10 protein-coding genes are annotated in these 18,703 nt (G+C 60.2%); 3 read left to right on the forward strand and 7 right to left on the reverse strand.

The features are described 5' to 3' along the window. The first annotated feature begins 305 nt into the window (after positions 1 to 305). The gene (locus Pan189_RS20290; protein ID WP_145365900.1) at positions 306 to 1,061 is read left to right on the forward strand and encodes a tetratricopeptide repeat protein; all 756 of its coding nucleotides are present in this window, start codon (positions 306 to 308) and stop codon (positions 1,059 to 1,061) included. A gap of 68 nt (positions 1,062 to 1,129) precedes the next feature. After that, the gene (locus Pan189_RS20295) at positions 1,130 to 1,948 is read left to right on the forward strand and encodes a dienelactone hydrolase family protein (protein ID WP_145365901.1); all 819 of its coding nucleotides are present in this window, start codon (positions 1,130 to 1,132) and stop codon (positions 1,946 to 1,948) included. Positions 1,949 to 2,023: 75 nt separating this feature from the next. Here Pan189_RS20295 and Pan189_RS20300 read toward each other — a convergent pair whose 3' ends face one another. The 4 genes from Pan189_RS20300 to Pan189_RS20315 all read right to left on the reverse strand — a co-directional run bounded on the left by Pan189_RS20300 (position 2,024) and on the right by Pan189_RS20315 (position 13,312). Beyond that, positions 2,024 to 7,033, reverse strand: a complete 5,010-nt coding sequence (locus Pan189_RS20300; protein WP_145365902.1) for a secretin GspD/PilQ domain-containing protein — start codon at positions 7,031 to 7,033, stop codon at positions 2,024 to 2,026. Positions 7,034 to 7,332: 299 nt separating this feature from the next. Beyond that, positions 7,333 to 8,535: a peptidylprolyl isomerase gene (locus Pan189_RS20305; RefSeq protein ID WP_145365903.1), complete on the reverse strand. Its 1,203-nt coding sequence runs from the start codon at positions 8,533 to 8,535 to the stop codon at positions 7,333 to 7,335. Positions 8,536 to 8,701: 166 nt separating this feature from the next. Beyond that, positions 8,702 to 12,097 (reverse strand): transcription-repair coupling factor, encoded by a 3,396-nt coding sequence (gene mfd / locus Pan189_RS20310; RefSeq protein ID WP_145365904.1) that lies wholly within the window; start codon positions 12,095 to 12,097, stop codon positions 8,702 to 8,704. A gap of 171 nt (positions 12,098 to 12,268) precedes the next feature. After that, positions 12,269 to 13,312, reverse strand: a complete 1,044-nt coding sequence (locus Pan189_RS20315; RefSeq protein ID WP_145365905.1) for a fatty acid desaturase family protein — start codon at positions 13,310 to 13,312, stop codon at positions 12,269 to 12,271. A gap of 237 nt (positions 13,313 to 13,549) precedes the next feature. On the opposite strand from Pan189_RS20315, the gene Pan189_RS20320 reads away from it, so the two are divergent. After that, entirely contained in the window at positions 13,550 to 13,987 is a 438-nt protein-coding gene (locus Pan189_RS20320) for a diacylglycerol kinase family protein (RefSeq protein ID WP_145365906.1), read from the forward strand. A gap of 38 nt (positions 13,988 to 14,025) precedes the next feature. Here Pan189_RS20320 and Pan189_RS20325 read toward each other — a convergent pair whose 3' ends face one another. The 3 genes from Pan189_RS20325 to Pan189_RS20335 all read right to left on the reverse strand — a co-directional run bounded on the left by Pan189_RS20325 (position 14,026) and on the right by Pan189_RS20335 (position 18,603). Continuing rightward, positions 14,026 to 15,609: an arylsulfatase gene (locus Pan189_RS20325; RefSeq protein ID WP_310820832.1), complete on the reverse strand. Its 1,584-nt coding sequence runs from the start codon at positions 15,607 to 15,609 to the stop codon at positions 14,026 to 14,028. A 241-nt stretch (positions 15,610 to 15,850) separates the two neighbouring features. Continuing rightward, a complete protein-coding gene (locus tag Pan189_RS20330; RefSeq protein WP_145365908.1) occupies positions 15,851 to 17,218 on the reverse strand; it encodes a sulfatase in 1,368 nt (455 codons plus the stop codon). Further along, entirely contained in the window at positions 17,215 to 18,603 is a 1,389-nt protein-coding gene (locus Pan189_RS20335; RefSeq protein ID WP_310820834.1) for a sulfatase, read from the reverse strand. The genes Pan189_RS20330 and Pan189_RS20335 overlap by 4 nt, the downstream gene beginning before the upstream one ends. Positions 18,604 to 18,703 lie beyond the last annotated feature (100 nt).

Below are 18,703 nucleotides of genomic sequence, written 5' to 3' on the forward strand. Positions count from 1 at the left end.
GCAGGACATTTTGGAGTTTCAGTCGCCTCGCCCGCAGGTATTCCCCCGACCGAGTTGACACAGACAGTATAGGATCGTTCCATCAAGGTTCGCCAGCGCGTATGCCTACGAGATACCGTAAGTTCGGCATCGACGCGTTTCGGACTGCGGGCACAGTATCGATTCCGCGGGTTCATCCCTGTTCGTTTGATGCCGGTCGATCGATGCGATCGAATGATCTGCCAAGTTTGATGACCGGTCGATTAATTTCAGCAGCGTCTGCGTTTCCCAAGTATGAATAATCCAACGCCAGCGACGAGGAAGTGATGAATCTCCAACAAACCTTTGGGCGACCTCGGGAAGGCGCACTGAGACGAGGACTGATCCGGGGGCTGTCGGTCGCATTGATCTTTATCGGCTTGAACTGCGCGGTATTCGCTCAACCGCCGCGCGGCAGCACCAAACAATTGGACAACAAGGCCGAGCAAATTCGGGACGAGTTCGTTCGCGAGACCGGTCTGCTCGCCGAGGAATACGAACGATCCGGAGAAAATGACAAAGCCATCGTTATGCTGCGGCGGATTCTCGATGTGCGGCCTGACCTCGTCCAAGCCCGCGAAAAGATCAAAGAGATCGAAGAACGACGCCTCTCGGCGAACGAAGTCACCACCGAGATTGACGTCAGCCGCGGTTGGGTCGGCCCAATCACCAACGTGCAGAAAGGGAAGCCGTTCCGGATTTCCGTCACCGGCGATTACCGCATCGTCTACTCGAAGTTGATCTCCGGAGACGGCCCCCCGACGAGCGATGACCCGGCAACCGGACTTTACGACGGCATCGCATTCGGTCGCTTGATGGGAATTGTCGCACCGGCGCCGCAGGCCGCTTCCGGTCGGCGTCCCTCGGGGAACCGCCGCGGTGGCAATAAGAACGGCGGACCACCGGAGCCATTTGTGATCGGCGCCGATGCTTCGATTTCACCACCGGAGAGCGGGCCGCTGTACCTGCGCGTGAACCTCCCAACCGATTGCCGCGCGACCGGAAAACTCAAGGCGACATTGACGGGCAATATCGGATCATAAACTCCGGCGATTCTGATCCGCTCGCTATCTCTATCTCTTAACCAACAAAGCTTGAACGAGTAACAACCATGCGTCCCGTTGTCTCAATCGCGACTGCGACGATCACCGTCCTTGGCTTGATTGCCATCAGCACTGAAGCGCCGGCCGAAATCGTGACGAAAACTATTGAATACGAGCACGACGGCACGCCGCTCAAAGGCTTCCTCACCTATGACGATACCGTCGAAGGTCCGCGGCCGGGCGTGCTCGTGGTCCATGAATGGTGGGGGCTGAACGAATACGCCAAACGCCGGACCGAAATGCTCGCGAAACTCGGCTACGCCGCCTTCGCACTCGACATGTACGGCGAAGGCAAGATCACCGAGCACCCCAAGCAGGCGGGCGAATGGGCCGGACAGGTTCGGCAGAATGTCGAGTCGTGGCGGAGTCGCGCCTTGGCCGGACTCGAAGTTCTAAAGTCTCAGCCGGTCGTCGATCCGGAGAGGCTCGCCGCGATCGGCTACTGCTTCGGTGGCGCGACCGTGCTGCAACTGGCTTACGCCGGGACTGATCTCAAGGGCGTGGCCAGCTTTCACGGCGCTTTACCCATCGCATCCGACGCCGACGCCGAACAAGTTCGCGCGGACATGTTGATCTGCCACGGAGCCGAGGACGGCTTCATCACGGCTGAGACGATTCGTGGCTTTCGGTCTGCGCTCGACGAAGCGGACAAACCCTATTCGTTCGTGGAATTTGCCGGAGCGCGTCACAGCTTCACCAACCCGTCGGCTGACAGCCACGGCATAGATGGCTTGAAATACGATGAGCGGGCCGACGAGCAGAGCTGGGCGTTTCTGAAAGTCTTTCTCAGCCAGAAATTCAGCCGAGACGGCAAGACGAGCGATTGAGCTGATCTCTCCGCGCACAAAAAAGCCCACGGGTTGCACCCCGTGGGCTTATCGCGTCAATACTCGGATCAATCCTTACAGTGGAATGCCGAGGAGTTCTTCCTCTTCTTCCTGAATGATGATCCGCGGCGTAACCATGAGCATCAGGCTTTCGGTCTGGCGACCGAGGCCCGTGTTCTTGAACAGGCGGCTGATGTAAGGCAGCTTGTTCAGGATCGGCACACCGGCACTATTGCGGGACTCGCGAAGCCGCTTGATCCCGCCGAGCAGCACCGTACCACCGTCCGGCACGCTGACCGTCGTCGTGACGTTCACGATTTCAAAGATCGGCTGCTGAACCGTCAGCGTCGTACCGCCGCCGACCGCACCAGCGGCACCGGCACCGGCCACGCCAGCCGTTCCGGCCGTTCCCGCCGTACCTGCGGTTCCTGCGGTCCCTGCGGTTCCTGCCGTTCCAGCCGTTCCCGCAGTACCTGCCGTTCCAGCCGTTCCGGCCGTCTGCGTCGGTAGTGCGTGGAGCAGACTGCTTCGGGCGGACATGCCGCCCCCGATCCCTGCGATACCAAGGGCACCACCGGCACCGCCAGCGAATCCACCGGCACCACCGCCGAAGCCGCCAGCACCTCCCAATCCACCGGCACCGGCCGCACCACCGAAGCCACCTGCCGCACCGCCTGCGGCACCAGCCACACCACCGCCGGCTGCACCGGCTGCACCGGCGATACCGCCGGCACCACCGCTGGCGAACGAGAACGTCGCGACGTCAGTAATGTTGGTGAACGCCGGGATGACCGTTAGTCGGACGAATCGACGATCCGCGCTGATCACCGCCTGCACCGAGAGGGTCACCCCTTCACTGAGCACGGTAATCTGCGGTGTGAATCCGACGCTGAAGAATCCGACCGTCGGGATCAAACTCGTCACAAACGGCCGCTGCACGGTGTTCTGAACCGTCGCCTGCTGTCCGTTGAAGAGCGTTACCTTCGGGGCGAACATCAAGTTCGACCGTTCGCTGCCCTGAGCAGCCTGAATGAAGAAGAACGCTTCGATATCGCTCAGCACGGCGAAGCCCAACTGAGCACCGACGGCCGGGTCGAATCCTCCGAAGTCAGGCACGCCGACCGCGAACGAACCCTGCTGAACGGCAACGTCCAGGTCGGACGTAAACGTTCCCGGTGCCGACAGACCGACCACCGTTCCCTTCCGATAGGCATCCCGGTCCCGCAGGTCGCGTCCGGGAGGATCATTAAAGAAGGTGCCCGGCGTGGCTGCCGAACCGTCGATTTCACCGAATTCGAGGCCGTCATCCGGGCCACCGATCGTGTCCTGAATGTCGAAGTCGAAGTCGATACCGATGACCTCGAAGAATTCATCCGACACGGTGATGAACCGCACTTCGACCGTTACCTGCAGGTCCTGCAGACGTCGCAATTGCTGAAGCAGGTCGCGAATTTCTTCGTGAACGGTTTCCGTCTGGCGAATGACCAGCGACAGGGTCGTTTCGAACGGCCGGATCGATCCGTTTCCGTTCACTTCGGCCCACGTCTCCGGAGAGATCGTCATCACGATCAACTCTTCAAGACTGTCGAAGTCGACATTCTGATTGCCCGCGGTGGCCCGCGGTCCGCCGAAGCCGGAAGAAGCTCCCGGCCCGAACTGCGGGACGTCCGCCCCGATCTGCATGAAGCCCTGCCCCACTTGCGGTTGGGCAAACGAGGGAACGCTATAAGAGCCGCCCCCCATCGGCGAGCCGGAGTAGCCCGTGCCGTTGGAGTTCATGGCCGTGCCGCCCGGGGCGACAAAGTTTTGAATCGGAACGACGAGGTCGGCCACCGGATAGGTGCGGACGACGAATTTCCCTTGCTTCCGCAGGTAGCTCGTAATCTTGAGGACTTCATCCTCGACGAGATATCCGAGCTGCAGCGGTTCAAGCAGAATGTTCAGAGCACTCTTAAGTCGGATGCCTGAAACGTGAATGTTGACCGGCGTGTCGGTCGTGATGCCGACCTCGTCGAGTCCCATCTGATCGAGCACGATGTTGACGTCGGCAAGCACCGCGAGGTGTTCCACGACGTTCTTGAGCGGCTCGTTGTCAAAGTTCAGCGTGACCTGACGCTCGAGACTCCGCTCGATTCGCAACTCTTCCTGGGTCCGAACTTTGTTGTCCGCACCGTACTTGCTGCGGTTGCGCGTCAGCTCTTCCCACTTCGAGATTTCGGGGAATTCGATTTCCCCGGTCATGCCCATGGCACCCTCGTCAACTTCACGCAGAACTCGCAGAACGTTGTCGGCCTTCCCTTGTCGAATTCGATCGTTCTCAAAGTTCGCGTAGGCGAACTCACTCTTCCAAACCATCGAAACGACAGCCGGGTTTTCCGGATCGAGTTCTTTGGCCTGCTTGGCCAGAACAACCGCTTCGGCGAACCGTCGCTGCTCCATCATTTCGTTGAAGTCTTCGACCATGCGTGCCAGTTCGCGTTCCCGCACGATGAGTGCGTTGCGACGCTGGGCGTTGCCTTCGAGGACCTCTTCGTTTCTACGTTTCTGATCGATCCGCGGCTTCATCTGCTTGGCGTAGGAATCGATCGATTCGCGGCTGCGGCCGAGCTGCCGGAGCAGCGGCTGCTTGGCTTCCTCTTTCACCGAGGACTGACTCACCGATTCGGACGTACGGTCCAAAATGGCCGTCGCTTCGTCCGGGTTAATCTCGCGAAGTCGCTCAGCGCGGAAGATTGCGTTCAGAACTTCCGTCCGCAGACGATCGTACTGAGCCGCTTCCCGGCCCTGAGCGGCTCGCAGGCGATTCGTGCCGGGATCAAGCGGATCCCCGCCTTCCTGCGCCGAAGTCAGGCGAATGTTTTCATTCCGCGGGGCAAGCTCTCGCAGATAGTTCTGCAATTGCCGCTGACGGAACGGATCGAGTTGCTGCTTGGTTTCGAAGGCTTCGCGGAAGGCCGTGTAAGCCGCTTCCCGATCGCCTGCCGACAACATCTGAGTACCGTAGGCGTACAGGTCTGAAGCGTCCGGACCGTTCGAAGCCAGCAGGTGCGGCGCTCCGCCGTCCGGCGAGTGCGTGCTTCCCGAGAATCCTCGCTGATCGGCCGTGACGATGCCACCAGCCGTCGGGTCGGATGCTTCGGTCAGCCCGACGCGTCCGGCACGACCACCGTTCGGGTTCCCCCAAACCGAGTCATCACCCTGAGTGCCGGCTGCGGCAATCGTGGGAGTTTCATTCGTACCGTTCCCGCCCCGGAAGCCGGGGGCGAACAGGTCGTTACCGTTTCGATTCGACTCGGCAATTTGAGTCGGCGACGAACCACGCTCCGGCGTCAGCCCTTCATTCGGAACGGGTCCGAGTTGGGCCAGCAGACGCTCGGGACGATCCTCGAGAACACCGTAAGTCACATCGTACTTCGCCGCGGCGCTGGCATAGCGCCGTGCCTGGTCGATATCACCGGCTCGAAAGGCTTCTTTGGCTTGGTTCAGCAACGCGACGGCTCGCGCCTTTTCCGGACTCGACGCTCCGGTAGGATTCGACCGCGGAGCGGAAGGATTTCGTGACGATGCATTCCCTGACGATGTCGGCGACGCTCCCCGATTTCCGGTTCCGGCAACCATCACACCGCGCTGCTGCTGCTGCACCAATTGAGCCACGGCCCCTTCGATGAGTTCAGGGCGGTCGTCAAATACGCCGTAAGTCACACCGAGATTTTTGGCCTGATCGGCTTTCGCAAGTGCGGAGTCGAGGCGGCCGGCCTGCATATCGAGGCGAGCCTGTCGGAGCAATTCCGTCGCTTTCGACTTGCCCTGATTGGACGTGTTATTGTCGGCAACGATCACCTGCTTTTGCGCGGTCTCGGCTTGAGCGATTTCGCGTTTGAGCAAATCGGGTCGTTCATCGAACAGACCGTAGGTGGCCGGCAGTTTTTCCGCTTCGCCCACTTTCGCGACGGCGCCTTCGACGTTGCCGGCGGCGAGATCGCGACGAGCCGCAGTCAGCAAGGCGTGGGCTTTTCGCGTCGCATCGTCTCCGGTTACGACGTCTTTGGCGACGATCGTTCTCGTATTCGAACGGCGATTGACTTCAGCAATGAGGTGTTCGGGACGTTGTTCGAACAGACCCCACGTCGTCTTGAGCTTCGAGGCCTCCAACGCTTTCGCACGCGCCTGATCAAATTGACCGGCGTCGAGGGCTGCGCGAGCTTCCTCCATCAGTTCATTGGCCGATTTGCCCGATGAAGCGACGGCTTCCGCTTCGGCGGCGGTCAATTGAAGCGAAGTCTCGTTCCAATTAACGCGGGAAGCGCCCCAGTCGTCGGTGGCGAAGTTGTCGATCGCGTCCGCGCCGCCGGCCTGAAAGACCGACGAGTTCGGATTGCGATTGATCTCCGCGAGAAGTCGTTGCGGTGTGTCGCTACCGGCCGGCCATTCGACCGGGAGCTGCGCCGCGGCATCTGCCATTTGCTTGGCCCCCACGATATCACCGGAGGCAAGAGCTCGCCGACCTTCCACAAGGTAGAGCTTCGCCGTGTCCTGATAGGCACCGCGAGCCGAACCACGATCGGTACCGGCGGCAAACTGCGCCTTATCGAGATAGTTGTTCAAATCCTGCTGCTCGAACGAATCGAGTTCGCTACGACGCGCCAGCGCCGTTCGAAGTGCGACCACGGCAGCGTGATATTCGCCGCGTACGTAGTGGTCTTTCCCTCGCTTAAGCAGGACCTGCGGATCGGCAGAGCCTTGCGAGCCCCTCCCGTCAGCGAACTGGTCGGCTTCGACTGTGGTAACGGGGCGATGATCGGCTGTAAGCCAGACCACGGCGAACAGAGCCGCCGTTGACGCCGCCACGATTGCGATGCGTTGAGCCAACGTTCCTACCTCCTTCAGGACTTCGTCTGGCTGATACCGCCAACGGCCCCGGGCGAATCGTTCGCCCTCCCTCTCGGCCGAAAGCTGCTTCTCTAACTGTCCGTTCTCGGCCGTTAGGCCGAGGCTGATCTGTCCGTTGAACGATGGGCCGAACGCCATTGGTCCGGGCACATTCTGCGCGACAACTCCGGCACGAGGCCGAAGCAGTTGGGTCATAATGAAGCCGCGTCAACAGGGTCAACCCGAAGTTGCCGAAGAATCCCCACTTCGATCAAACCTACAATTACGAAGTCATGGAACGAGCGGCCGATCCCAGAATTTTTGGCCGACCACCCTGAAGGATTTCTTCATCAGCACCAGCCGCGCACGTAGTAAGCGGATAGGAAAGACGCAGCAAGCTCGTTACCCGCTTACTGCGTGCGCGGCTCGTCTCGCGATGGGCGCAAAAAAACTCGGGGCGACGGTGTCGCCCCGAGTTTGATCGATTCAAGTTGCCGCAATATCGCAAATCCGTGTCAATGAATTCGCGTCTCGATCGACGCTGATTTCATCAGGTCGGCGATGACTTCATCGGTCGTCGCTTTGCGTGCTTCTTCGGCAAGGATGTCGCGGATTTCGTCCTGCACTTCGGTCAGGCTCCGCGTTCCACCTTCGTCACGCTCGGAGACCCGGATCAGCCGGAAGCTGCTCTTGTCTTCGATCACGTCGCTGACGCCGCCGACCGGAAGATTGAAGATTGCCTGCTCCCAGGTGTCGTTGCTCAGCGCTCCCGGCTCGGTCCAATTCCACTGACCACCGCGCTCGGCTCGCGGGCCGTGTGAGTGCTTCTGTGCGACCTCGGCAAACGGCGTCCCCGATTGAAGCTGGTCGACGACGACCCTCAGTTGGTCGAGTGCCGCATCCCGCCCGCCTGCTTTGCTGAACAGAATAACGATCTGCTGCCAGCGGGCCCGACGGGTCAGCGTGTAGTCATCAAGGTGGTCTTCGTAATACCGGACGATCTCCGCCCGACCGATCGACTTCTCCACCGTTTCGACGCCCGTGTGCAAGTAGGCCATTGCCATTTGCTGTCGGCGGAACATGTCTTTGAGCTCATTGAGGGACATGCCCTGTTCTTCTTTGAGCTTCGGCTCCAATTCGTATCGAGACGAAACGCCGGCTTTGGCCTGAATTTTTTCCAGTTCGCCCTGCCAAACCTGATCGATCGCACCTTCCATGGCCTCGAGCCGCTCGGGCTTCATCGAGTTCTTCAGCGCCTGCGTCAGCAGTTTTCGCTCGATGTGTTTGTCGAGGTCTTTCCGGATGAGATCTTTCTTGATTTTTTGCAGTTGGGCGGCGATCGCCTCGTTGATTTCTTCTTCACTGAATTGATCCGCCTTGGCCGCCTTCACCCGCATTTCAGCTTCGGCTTCGCGGAATCCCTTGGCGTAAGGGGCGAGAATATCGGAAGCGATAATCGGCTCCGCATTGACCGTCGCCACGATCGAGTCTTCGGTGAGTTCCGTACTCTCAGCGGACACCGTCAATATCTCACCGGCGTCGGCGGAGGCATCGGCATATTGAGCCTTCCCGACGGGATCAACCTCGACGTACGACTGACGGATCGGCGGCGGACCGACGACCGGATTCCGCACGTTGGGCGACTTGCGCAATGCTTCGCAACCCAGCGAAAACACTGGCAACAAACAAATTACGATGAACCGTCGCGAGGCGGTCATAGGTCACGGCTTCTCGGAAGGTGATTCCGACCCGCCCCGGAATGGGACGAGCGGCGATGTGAGTTCATCTCCAAGGTCACGCCAGGCGCGCACCCCTTCAACAAACCTTATCGACCGTGCGGAGGGACTTCTGAATTGGAGAGAGAGGGCCGGAGGTTCTAGAAACTTAAATCGATGGCCGCAACACCGATTTCAGACGTTCCAGAACAGCAGCGTCATCGGACAGGTCGCAATTCATCCGGCAGAACGCCTGCTTGCGGTCGACCACCCGAAAATCACGACCGATCCGTTGCCGAAGTGCTTCGATCCGCGATTCGTCTCGATAGAGGAAAGCTGTGTCGTCCTGATCGATGCGGATTTCCTCGATCTTCCAGTATCGCGCAAAGACTTGCAGTCGTTTGACTTCGATCAGTCGCTCCACAGGCGAAGGAATTGGCCCGAATCTATCCCGCAACTCATCGACAAGTTGCGTGAGTTCTTCCTCAGATCGCACGTTAGAAAACTTGCGGTAGGTCTCGATCTTCGGCCGACCGGACGGAATATAGGAGTTGGGAATAAACGCAGAGACGGGCAAATCGACATTCACCGTCAAAGGTTCGCGCGCCTGTTCGCCTTTGAGACCGCGGACGGCGTTTTCGAGCAATTGGCAATATAATTCGTATCCGACGCTCGAGATGTGCCCGCTCTGCTCATTGCCGAGGATGTTGCCGGCCCCGCGAATCTCCAAGTCGCGCATCGCGATTTTAAAGCCGGCCCCCAGTTCACTGTACTCTTCGATCGCCTTGAGCCGCCGCGCCGCGTTTGGCGTCAGCGTGCGACCCTCTTCGAGAATCAAGTAGCAATAGGCTCGATGCTTATAGCGGCCGACCCGCCCGCGGAGTTGGTGCAGATCGGCGAGGCCGTACTTGTCGGCCTGATGAATGAACATCGTGTTCGCGTTCGGGATGTCGAGCCCGCTTTCGATGATCGTGGTCGCCACGAGGATATCGATTCGGCCGAGGACGAATTCGGACAGCGTCATTTCCAGTTCGTCCGCCCCCATTTGACCGTGAATGATCCCGATCGACGCCTCCGGCACGATCGCCTGCAATTTGTCGGCAACCGCGCGGATGTTGTGGACCCGGTTATGCACGAAGTACGCCTGACCGCCGCGGTTGAGTTCCCGCACGATTGCATTGCGAATCAGGCCCGGGTTCCAACGTGAGATCCGCGTTTCGATCGCCTGCCGGTCCTGCGGCGGAGTCACCAAATTGGAGATGTCGCGAATACCGAGCAGCGACATGTGCAGCGTTCGAGGGATCGGCGTCGCCGAGAGCGTCATCACGTCAACATCGAGCCGCAACCGCTTGAGCGATTCCTTAATTTCGACGCCGAATCGCTGCTCCTCGTCGATCACGAGCAGCCCGAGGTCTTTGAACTCGACGTCTTTTGAGACCAGCCGGTGCGTGCCGATTACAATGTCGACACCGCCTGTCTTAAGCCCCGCAACGATCTTGCGTTGTTCCCCCGCCGAGCGAAATCGCGATAGCGATTCGACGGTGATCGGGAACTCGGCGAGCCGGTCGGAAAAACTGCGGAGGTGTTGTTCGCACAGCACCGTTGTGGGCACGAGGACCGCCACCTGCCGCCCCGCATCGACCGCCTTGAAGGCTGCCCGTAGTGCGACTTCCGTCTTGCCGTAACCGACGTCTCCGCAGATCAGCCGATCCATCGGCCGCTCGCGCAGCATGTCGCCTTTGGACTCGTGAATCGCCTCCACTTGGTCGGGCGTCTCGGTGTAGGGAAACGCGTCTTCGAATTCCTTCTGCCAATGGGAATCAGGAGGGCAGGCGATGCCGGGGGCCGATTCGCGTGCCGCCTGCATGCGGATCATGTCGGCCGCCATATCTTTGACGGCTTCGGCCACCCGCTCTTTCTTACGTGCCCACGTCTTGCCGCCAAGTTTCGACAGCGGGGGCGCCGCCTTGGCCGCCCCGATGTATTTCTGCACCAAGTGAATCAGCGAGACCGGCACGAAGACCCGCAGCCCGTCGGCGAATTCGAGTTCGAGATGCTCTTCCTGCTGATCACCCTTTTCGAGGAGCTTCATCCCTCGATAGCGACCGATCCCGTTCGTCAGGTGGACGATCAGATCGCCAACCTTGAGGTCAAGAAACGTGTCGATCGCGCGGGCATCGTGACGCTTACGGCGCGTGAGTCGGCGGACCTCGGTCCGGCCGAACAGTTCATTGTCGCCGATGATCGTCAGCCGCTCCGGCACGAGCCGAAAGCCTTTCGTGACCCGGCCGATCGTGAGCGACACGCGAGAGCGAAATGCCGAAAGCGGAGGGCGGAACGCCGACTCGTCGGTCGCGGTCGCTTCACCGCTCACCTCCTCTTCCGCCTCGGCGGCGACGAGCATTTCATTGAGCCGGCGGCGTTCTCCCTCGTTGTGGCAGGCGATCAGCACCCGTTCGTCCGGACGGATGATCGATGCCAATTCATTGATCACTCGCTTCCGATCGCCGGCGAATCGCTCAACGCTTTCGACGTCCAGGTGAAATGAGCGTTCGGCACTATCGGCCCCCAACGTGGCAATCGCCGCCGTCGGATGATCGGTGATCTGCGCCAATGTTTGCTCGACGCAGAACAGCCCGCCCACATCGTCGAGTCGGTCGAGATAGGTCCGAGCCTCCTCGATCAGGCGCTCCAACTCGACAAGTACAATGGGCGTGTCGCGTTCGACTAGATCGAGAAACGAAGTCCCGTTGGCGTTTCGTTTTGCATTTTCAGGGTGGGGGTTCTCCGGTCGCTTACGCTCCCGGCTCGCCTTGTTCCGAGTAGCGTTGCTTGCCTCGTCGTTTACGTTGATCAGCGTGAGACGAACCTGTTCGACGTCTTCGACTTTGCGCTGCGTGTCGACGTCGAACCGCCGCAGTCCATCGATCTCGTCGCCGAAGAATTCGATCCGCAATGGGTCGACCGCGTCGGCGGTCCACACGTCGAGAATGCCGCCACGCATCGCGAACTCGCCAGGCCTTTCGACGGCGTCGACCCGCTCGAAACCGCGGCTTACCAGCCAGCCCATCAGTTCATCCGGCTCGATCTCGTCGCCGGTCCGAACGAACCGGGTCGCATCTTCGAGCACTTCCCTCGGCGGGATCGGCTGAATCAATGCTGGCAGACTCGTCACGATCAGCGTCGGACCGGCACCGGCGGAAAGCTCTTCGATCAGCCGCAGCCGCCGACCAAAGACCGGATCGGCCGCGGAATGCTCGCTCGGCAGCGATTCCCACGCGGGGAACACCACCGGATCGATGCTCAGAAACGCCGAGAGATCTGCCGCGAAGTCGTCGACATCGTCCGTCACGCAAACCAGCGGCTCAGAACCGCCGGTGGAATCGCCAGGTCGCGTGGCAATCGTCGCCGCAACGAGCGCGCACGCCGAGCCCCAGGCTCCGTCGATCGAGACGCTCTGCCGTTTTCTCAGCAGCGTCGCGATTTCGCCGAAGTCCGCGTTGTCCGCCCACAACCGCGGCAGGTCACCAAGTCCCGCCGCCTCCGCCTGTTCCGTCAGCGACATGCGGGGATTGTAGCGTGACGCTACGACTCGTACAGGCGATGACGACGCGGCCACTTTCAAACAAGCCGCGCACGGAATAAGCGGATCAACCAGACGGGTTGGATCCGCTTACTCCGTGCGCGGCTTGTGAAGAGCGAAATCCGCTTACTTCGTGCGCCGCTTGTTCGATTTCTACTTCGCCCCGACGACGACGCGATCGTTATCGGGCAGCACTTCTTCGCTGACATCAGTCACAAAGTCGCGCACCTTCTGCTTGCACTCGCCCGGCGGGGGCGCGCCGACATTCATGCCAACACCGGGGTTCTTGATCAGCGAAGGCACCATGTCGAGGGCCGCGCCGGTGTAGGTGCGGAACACCGGGAAGTCGGTATCCGGGTTCTTGTCCAAGTAGTTCTGCATTTGGATTTTGAGCTTGTCGTGGGCCACCTTCGGATGCCGGTGGTGCGGGCCGTGTACGAAGATGTCGAAGTTCAGGTAGGTACACAGGCGGGTGTACCAGTTTTTGCCGACGACGGTTCGGGTGCCGAGCATCGGGTCGTAACTGGCCATGCCGAGGTGTTCGGTGAATTTACGAATCGACTGGAAGAACCCCGCCACGCAGTAGGGGATGAACCACGCTCGGAAGTACATGCCCCATTGATCGAAGTAGGTGCAAAGCCCAAAGACGGTACCCCAGAAGAGGACCATCATGATGTATTCATTGCGGACTTCGCGCTTCGCGTCCTCTTTTAGCGGCGACTTGGGATGCCAGTAGATTCGGCCGTAAGTGATCGGCGGACCAAATATTCCTAAGACGAGTTCCATCCATGCGAAGATCCGGCGGAACCAGGTCGAAGTCTTCGGATCCGAATACGGCCACAGTTCCCAGTCCTCGGGCCGATTCAGGTAAGCGTGGTGCCGAATGTGCGCCTCGCGGTAGCATGTGTAGGGCACGAGCGAGGCAGTACCAATAAATTTGCCGAACCAGACGTCGAACCAGCCGATGCCGGTCAGCGACTGGTGCGCACACTCGTGAAAGCAACTCGTGTAGCAAAAATAGAAGTAGCCCAGCACGACCGTACCCGCCGCCCACAACAGCGGGTATTCCAGCGCGTAGGGCGACATCAAAAACAGCATGACCGGCAGGCCGAACGGAATGTGGCTGAGCCGAAGCAGGCTGTACTTGGCGGCAAATGACTGACGTTCTTCGTCAGTGAATGCGGTCCTCGATGACATGGCAACTTTCGCGAGACGGTCAAACCGCCTGACAGAAGAGAAAAGCTCCGTCCGAATGTTTTTGCATCGATCGACAATACTCCCTGCCGACCGGATCGGACTCCTGACCCATCCCTATTTTTTTGCATCCACACCCGGAATTGCAAGGTTCAGTTTCCGCAACATCGAGGAAATAGGCAAACTGGCTCTGCAGAGGTTCCAAGGCTGATCCTTTGGTGCCGAAAGGCAACACCGCACATGGTAAGCTCCTCCAGTCCGCCCCGGGAATCCCCCGAGGATAATCTGCCACAATCGAAGACATCGCTTTTCGCTGCGTTCGGTCATGCGATCCGAGGCGTTCGAAAACTCGTCGTTGGCGAGCGAAATGCGCGAGTCCATGCGGCCCTCACCGTCGGCGTCATCGCACTCTCGGCCCTATTGAGAATCAGCCTGACGCAATGGTGCCTCATCGCGCTGGCGTGCTGCCTCGTCTGGATTGCCGAGGCAGCCAACACCGCGCTGGAGCGACTCGCCGACGCCGTCCATCCCGAACGACACCCCCTCATCGGCGAAGCCAAAGACATCGCCGCCGGGGGCGTCCTGATTGCCGCCGGCATCGCTATCGCGATCGGGCTTCTCGTCTTCGTGCCCGAATTGCTTGATCTTATCGCGAAGAACGAATCCTCACCTGCTTAGACGCGACCGACAGGAAGCAATCTTCGTCTCGCATCGTCTCACGGCTGCGATAACCGCTTCGCCGACTCCCGCGCGGGCCAAGGCAGCACGCCGCAACGTTCCGTCCACGCTGCATACGTCGCCGTAATTTCCGCGACCCGATCGGGATACTTCGCGGACAGATCACGCGTCTCGGAACGGTCTTGCGACAGGTCGTACAGTTCCCAGTCGTTGCCGTGAGAGGCGACCAGTTTCCAATCGCCAATTCGCACTGCTCGGTGGCCTTCGTGCTCCCAGAAGAGCGGTTCTCGCTCGAACGACTCGCCGCGAAGAGCGGGCACGAGGCTCGCACCTTCCAACGGCTTTCGCTTCTGTCCGTCGAAGCCACTCGGATAGTCTACCCCAGCGACGTCGAGGCAGGTCGGCATCACGTCAATAATGTGCGCGACCTGATCTGTGAACTCACCGCGCGCCTCGAAACCCTTCGGCCAATGCGCAACGAGTGGTGAGGAGATGCCGCCCTCGTGTGTATATTGCTTGTACTTACGAAACGGCGTGTTGCTCGCGTTCGCCCACGGCTTGAAGTAGGCAGTGTAGCTCTCAGGCGACCCGATCACGGCTCCCGGAGTCGCTTTCCGCGTGTGCCCCATCGGGTTCTCATGGCAGCCGCCGTTGTCGCTGAGGAACAGGATCAGTGTGTTCTCGAACTCACCCTTCGCCTTGAGCATCTCGATGATTCGCCCGATATTGCGATCCATCACGTCGATCATCGCCGCGTAGACGGCCATCCGCCGGTCCATCTCCTGCTTTTCATTGTCGCTGAGCGAATCCCAGGCGGAGACGACCGAATCGCGTTCGCTCAATGTCCATGAGTCGAGCGATAGTCCCATTTCCCGTTGCTTCGCCAAACGCTGCCGTCGGTGTTCGTCCCAGCCTGCGGTGAACTTGCCCTCATACTTCGCGATGTCTTCCTCTCGCGCCTGGATCGGCCAGTGGGGGCAGATGTGGGCGAGATAGGTGAAGAACGGCTTCTCGGCGTCGATCGACTCCTCCATGAATTCGATCGCGTAGTCGGTGAAGATATCGGTGATGTACCAGTCGCCCGGCGGATCGAGTCGCTCATTGCCGAGCGTTAGGAAACGCTTCCGCAGTTCCATGGCCTCCTTAAAATAGAAGCCGCCGCCGCTTGGGGTGCCGAAGTAACGATCGAAACCGCGTTGCAGCGGCCATTGGGGCTTGCGGTCGCCGACGTGCCATTTGCCGATCGCGTTCGTCTGATAACCGGCTTCGCCCAGTGCCTCACCGATCGTGACGCACTCCTCGTTGAGGTAGCCCTGATACGACGGGTGGCCGTAATCGCCGGTCATGTGGCCGACTCCCGCCTGATGCGAGTACAGCCCCGTCAGGATGCTCGCTCGCGACGGGCAGCAGCGGCCCGTGTTGTAAAACTGCCGGAAGCGGAGCCCGTTCTCGGCCAGAGAATCGAGATTGGGCGTCTCGATCTCGGAGCCGTAACAGCCGATGTCCGAGAATCCCATGTCGTCGGCGAAGATGATCAAAATGTTCGGTCGCTCGTCCGCCGCCATGGCCGGGGCAAACGGAATCGCCACCAATGCGGCGATGAGAGTCAGTGCGATACGCATATTTAAAACCCTTTCTTGATTCGTCATCAAATTCGCGGTGCGATCCGCGGTCTATTAATAATCCCACTGAAACGTGTGGCCCGGACACCGTCCGGGCGGCGCAGCCGCAAGAGCATCCAGCTACCGGCCACAAAAGACATTCAGAGTCCAATTCGTCTTCGAACCTTCCACTGAGTGCTCTGGTTATTTGCAATACAAGCCCGAGGCGCAAGCCGTCGGGGAAAAACTCTGCGACTTGCCGCTACTTACGAAGCACCGGCCGCTGAGCATCGACCTCGTCGCGCCAGCCGTTAAGTTGCTGCTTCAATCGCTCGACGATCTCAGGCCGCTTGGCAGCCAGATCGGTCGCTTCACCGGGATCAGTCTCGAGGTCGTACAGTTCGACCATTCCGCCTTCGTATGTTTCGATCAGCTTCCATCGCCCGGCGCGGATCGCACTGTGCGGCGTTGCCCCGCCGCTGTGGTAGTGCGGGTAATGCCAGAACAGGGCCTCGCGTCCCAGTTCGGCCTCCGGCTTGTGAAGTCGATCGTTAAGGCTCACGCCGTCCATCTGTTCGATGCCGAACGAAGCGGATTCGATACCCGACGCCTCAAGAATCGTTGGCATCCAATCGATCGAACTGACCGGTTCGTCGCAGGTCGTGCCCGCTTCGATTTTGCCGGACCAGCGCACGATCGCCGGGACTTTGATACCGCCCTCATAGTTGCCACCCTTGCCGCCGCGAAGCGGAGCGTTCGAGCTGACGCTCTCCAGACCACCATTGTCAGACGTAAAGATGACCAGCGTCTCTTCCGCCAGTCCGAGCGAATCGAGGTGTGCGATCAGCCGACCAATCTCGCGGTCCATCGTCGCGATCATCGCCGCGTAACCGGGATGACGCTTCGCCATGTCCGACTCGATCCGCCGTTTCCACTCGGCGACGCCCTCTGGCGACTCCATGATCGGCGCGTGCACCGCGTTGTAGGAAACATAGCCGAAAAACGGCTGATCCTGATGTCGCGTGATGAAGTCGACAGTTCGATCGGTGATCTGAACCGTGTGATGAGCATCGTCGGCGGGGTCGTCGTTGCGACTCGGCTTATGAGTCGTGAGCACGTCGTCGAAACCTTGCGAACCGGGGTCGCCGGGGCGGCCGTCGCGATACTTCTTGTCGTGATTCAAATGCCACTTACCGAAGTGGCCGGTCACGTAGCCCTCCGCCTTCAACGCCTCGGCGAGTGTGACCTGCTCCAGTTCCAACTGCTTCGTCCAATCGGGCGGTAGCAACTCTGATTCTTGCGGAATTTGCCCACCCGGGATGAAGTTGGTCAGATGCAGCCGAGCCGGATACTTGCCGGTGAGCAGCGCCGCCCGCGTCGGCGAGCAAACGGTGCAGGCGGCGTAAGCCTCGGTGAACTTCAGCCCCTGCTCGGCCAGCCGATCAAGGTTGGGCGTCTCGTAGAGCACCGCCCCGTAACAACCGAGATCGTGATACCCGAGGTCGTCGGCCAAGATCAGCAGAACGTTGGGCCTTTCCTCCGCGAAAGTCGGACACGTTGCGACAATCGCCAGCAGTGCCAAGAGCGGAAAGCGGAGAGTGGAAAGCCGGTACGAAACGCCCCTTTTCATTTCTTCTCCCACTCGCGCCAGTCTTCGCCTTCGGCGATGATCTCGGCATGCAAGTCCGTCATCTGCCGCTTCATCGACTCGGTCCGTTCGGGTTGCTCGGCTGAGACGTCGGTATCCTGATGCGCGTCCTGTCCGAGATTGAACAGCCGGAAGTTCGTCAGCCCTGATTCCTTGATGTCGCCGATCATCTCTTCGTGGAAGTAGTTGTCACGATCGAGGTCGACGGTCGGGTCGGCGATCAAACACCAGTCACCGTCGCGGATCGCGCACACGGGCCGAGCCGGTTGGTAAAACCAGAACAGCGGCTTCGTCCGCGAAATCGATCCGCCGGTGAGAACGGGCCACAGGCTCACGCCGTCGAGCGTGACGTCGGGTGCGTCGATCCCGACAGCGTCACACACCGTGGGGAGCAGATCGACGATCCCCGCCGGTTCCTCGATGACCTTGCCCGCCTCGATCTTTCCCGGCCACTTGGCGATGCCGGGGACGCGAATGCCACCTTCCCACAGTTGCGTTTTGCGACCGCGAAGCGGCTCGCAGCTCGGCCCGTTGTAGCTGCCGTTGTCGGACGTGAAGACGACCAGCGTGTCCTCGGTCGCCCCCATCTCGTCGATCTTTGCCAGCAGCCGCCCGGCAGCGTTGTCCATGTTTTCGATGCAGCCGTAGTAGTGCTGCCAGCGTTCGCTGTCGGTCAGGTCGGTGTATTTGTCGGCCAGTTCCGGCGGGGCCGCGACCTTCGAGTGCGGTTCGTGGAACCACACGTTGAGGAAGAAAGGCTTCTCCGGATCACGTTTCGTGTCGAGCCAGTCGATCGCCTCGTCGGCAACGATCTGACAGGAGTACGAATCCGTCTCGCCGACCGCCTCGCCGTTGCGAACGAAGTTCTTCGGGTGCTTGTGACTCGGGTTCGCGTTGTTTTGCGTCGCGATGTAGTGGTCGAACCCGTGCTCGGCGGGTGAGTAGCCGTCGCGGTCGACGACCTTGGGGCTCAGGTGCCACTTGCCGACATGTGCGGTCGCATAGCCCGCGTCGTGCAGCAACTCGGCGAGGGTCGTCTCGCTCTGCTTCAAATGCATACGATGCCGCGGCGAAATCCAGCTCCAAACGCCGACTCGCGCCGGCACTCGCCCCGTTAGCAGGCACGCCCGCGATGGCGAACAGACGGCCTGTCCTGAGTAGAAGTCGGTGAACTTCGCCCCCTCGTCGGCGAGCCGATCGAGATTCGGCGTTGACGCCAATTGCTGCCCGTAGCAACCGAGGTCGGCGTACCCCAGATCGTCCGCCAGCAGGATCACGACGTTCGGTCGCTCGGCTGAGACAGCGGACGAACCCGCGGCAAGCATCAGTGTCAAACCGGTGGCCAGATAGAACGAAATTTTCAACACGTTTCACCTCACATGCACGTTCTTCGATTCGTCCTGCAGACAATAACCGCCGTCCCGATCACGCGAAAGGGGCCTCCGACCATCCGCCTGCGGCAACGAA

The sequence above is a fragment of the Stratiformator vulcanicus genome, assembly GCF_007744515.1.
Lineage (GTDB): Bacteria > Planctomycetota > Planctomycetia > Planctomycetales > Planctomycetaceae > Stratiformator > Stratiformator vulcanicus.

Bases quoted from the DNA above. Each gene is read 5' to 3' on its own strand.
- Pan189_RS20290 (WP_145365900.1), top strand. From the start codon at position 306: ATGAATCTCCAACAAACCTTTGGGCGACCTCGGGAAGGCGCACTGAGA.
- Pan189_RS20295 (WP_145365901.1), top strand. From the start codon at position 1,130: ATGCGTCCCGTTGTCTCAATCGCGACTGCGACGATCACCGTCCTTGGC.
- Pan189_RS20300 (WP_145365902.1), bottom strand. From the start codon at position 7,033: ATGACCCAACTGCTTCGGCCTCGTGCCGGAGTTGTCGCGCAGAATGTG.
- Pan189_RS20305 (WP_145365903.1), bottom strand. From the start codon at position 8,535: ATGACCGCCTCGCGACGGTTCATCGTAATTTGTTTGTTGCCAGTGTTT.
- mfd (WP_145365904.1), bottom strand. From the start codon at position 12,097: ATGTCGCTGACGGAACAGGCGGAGGCGGCGGGACTTGGTGACCTGCCG.
- Pan189_RS20315 (WP_145365905.1), bottom strand. From the start codon at position 13,312: ATGTCATCGAGGACCGCATTCACTGACGAAGAACGTCAGTCATTTGCC.
- Pan189_RS20320 (WP_145365906.1), top strand. From the start codon at position 13,550: ATGGTAAGCTCCTCCAGTCCGCCCCGGGAATCCCCCGAGGATAATCTG.
- Pan189_RS20325 (WP_310820832.1), bottom strand. From the start codon at position 15,609: ATGCGTATCGCACTGACTCTCATCGCCGCATTGGTGGCGATTCCGTTT.
- Pan189_RS20330 (WP_145365908.1), bottom strand. From the start codon at position 17,218: ATGAAAAGGGGCGTTTCGTACCGGCTTTCCACTCTCCGCTTTCCGCTC.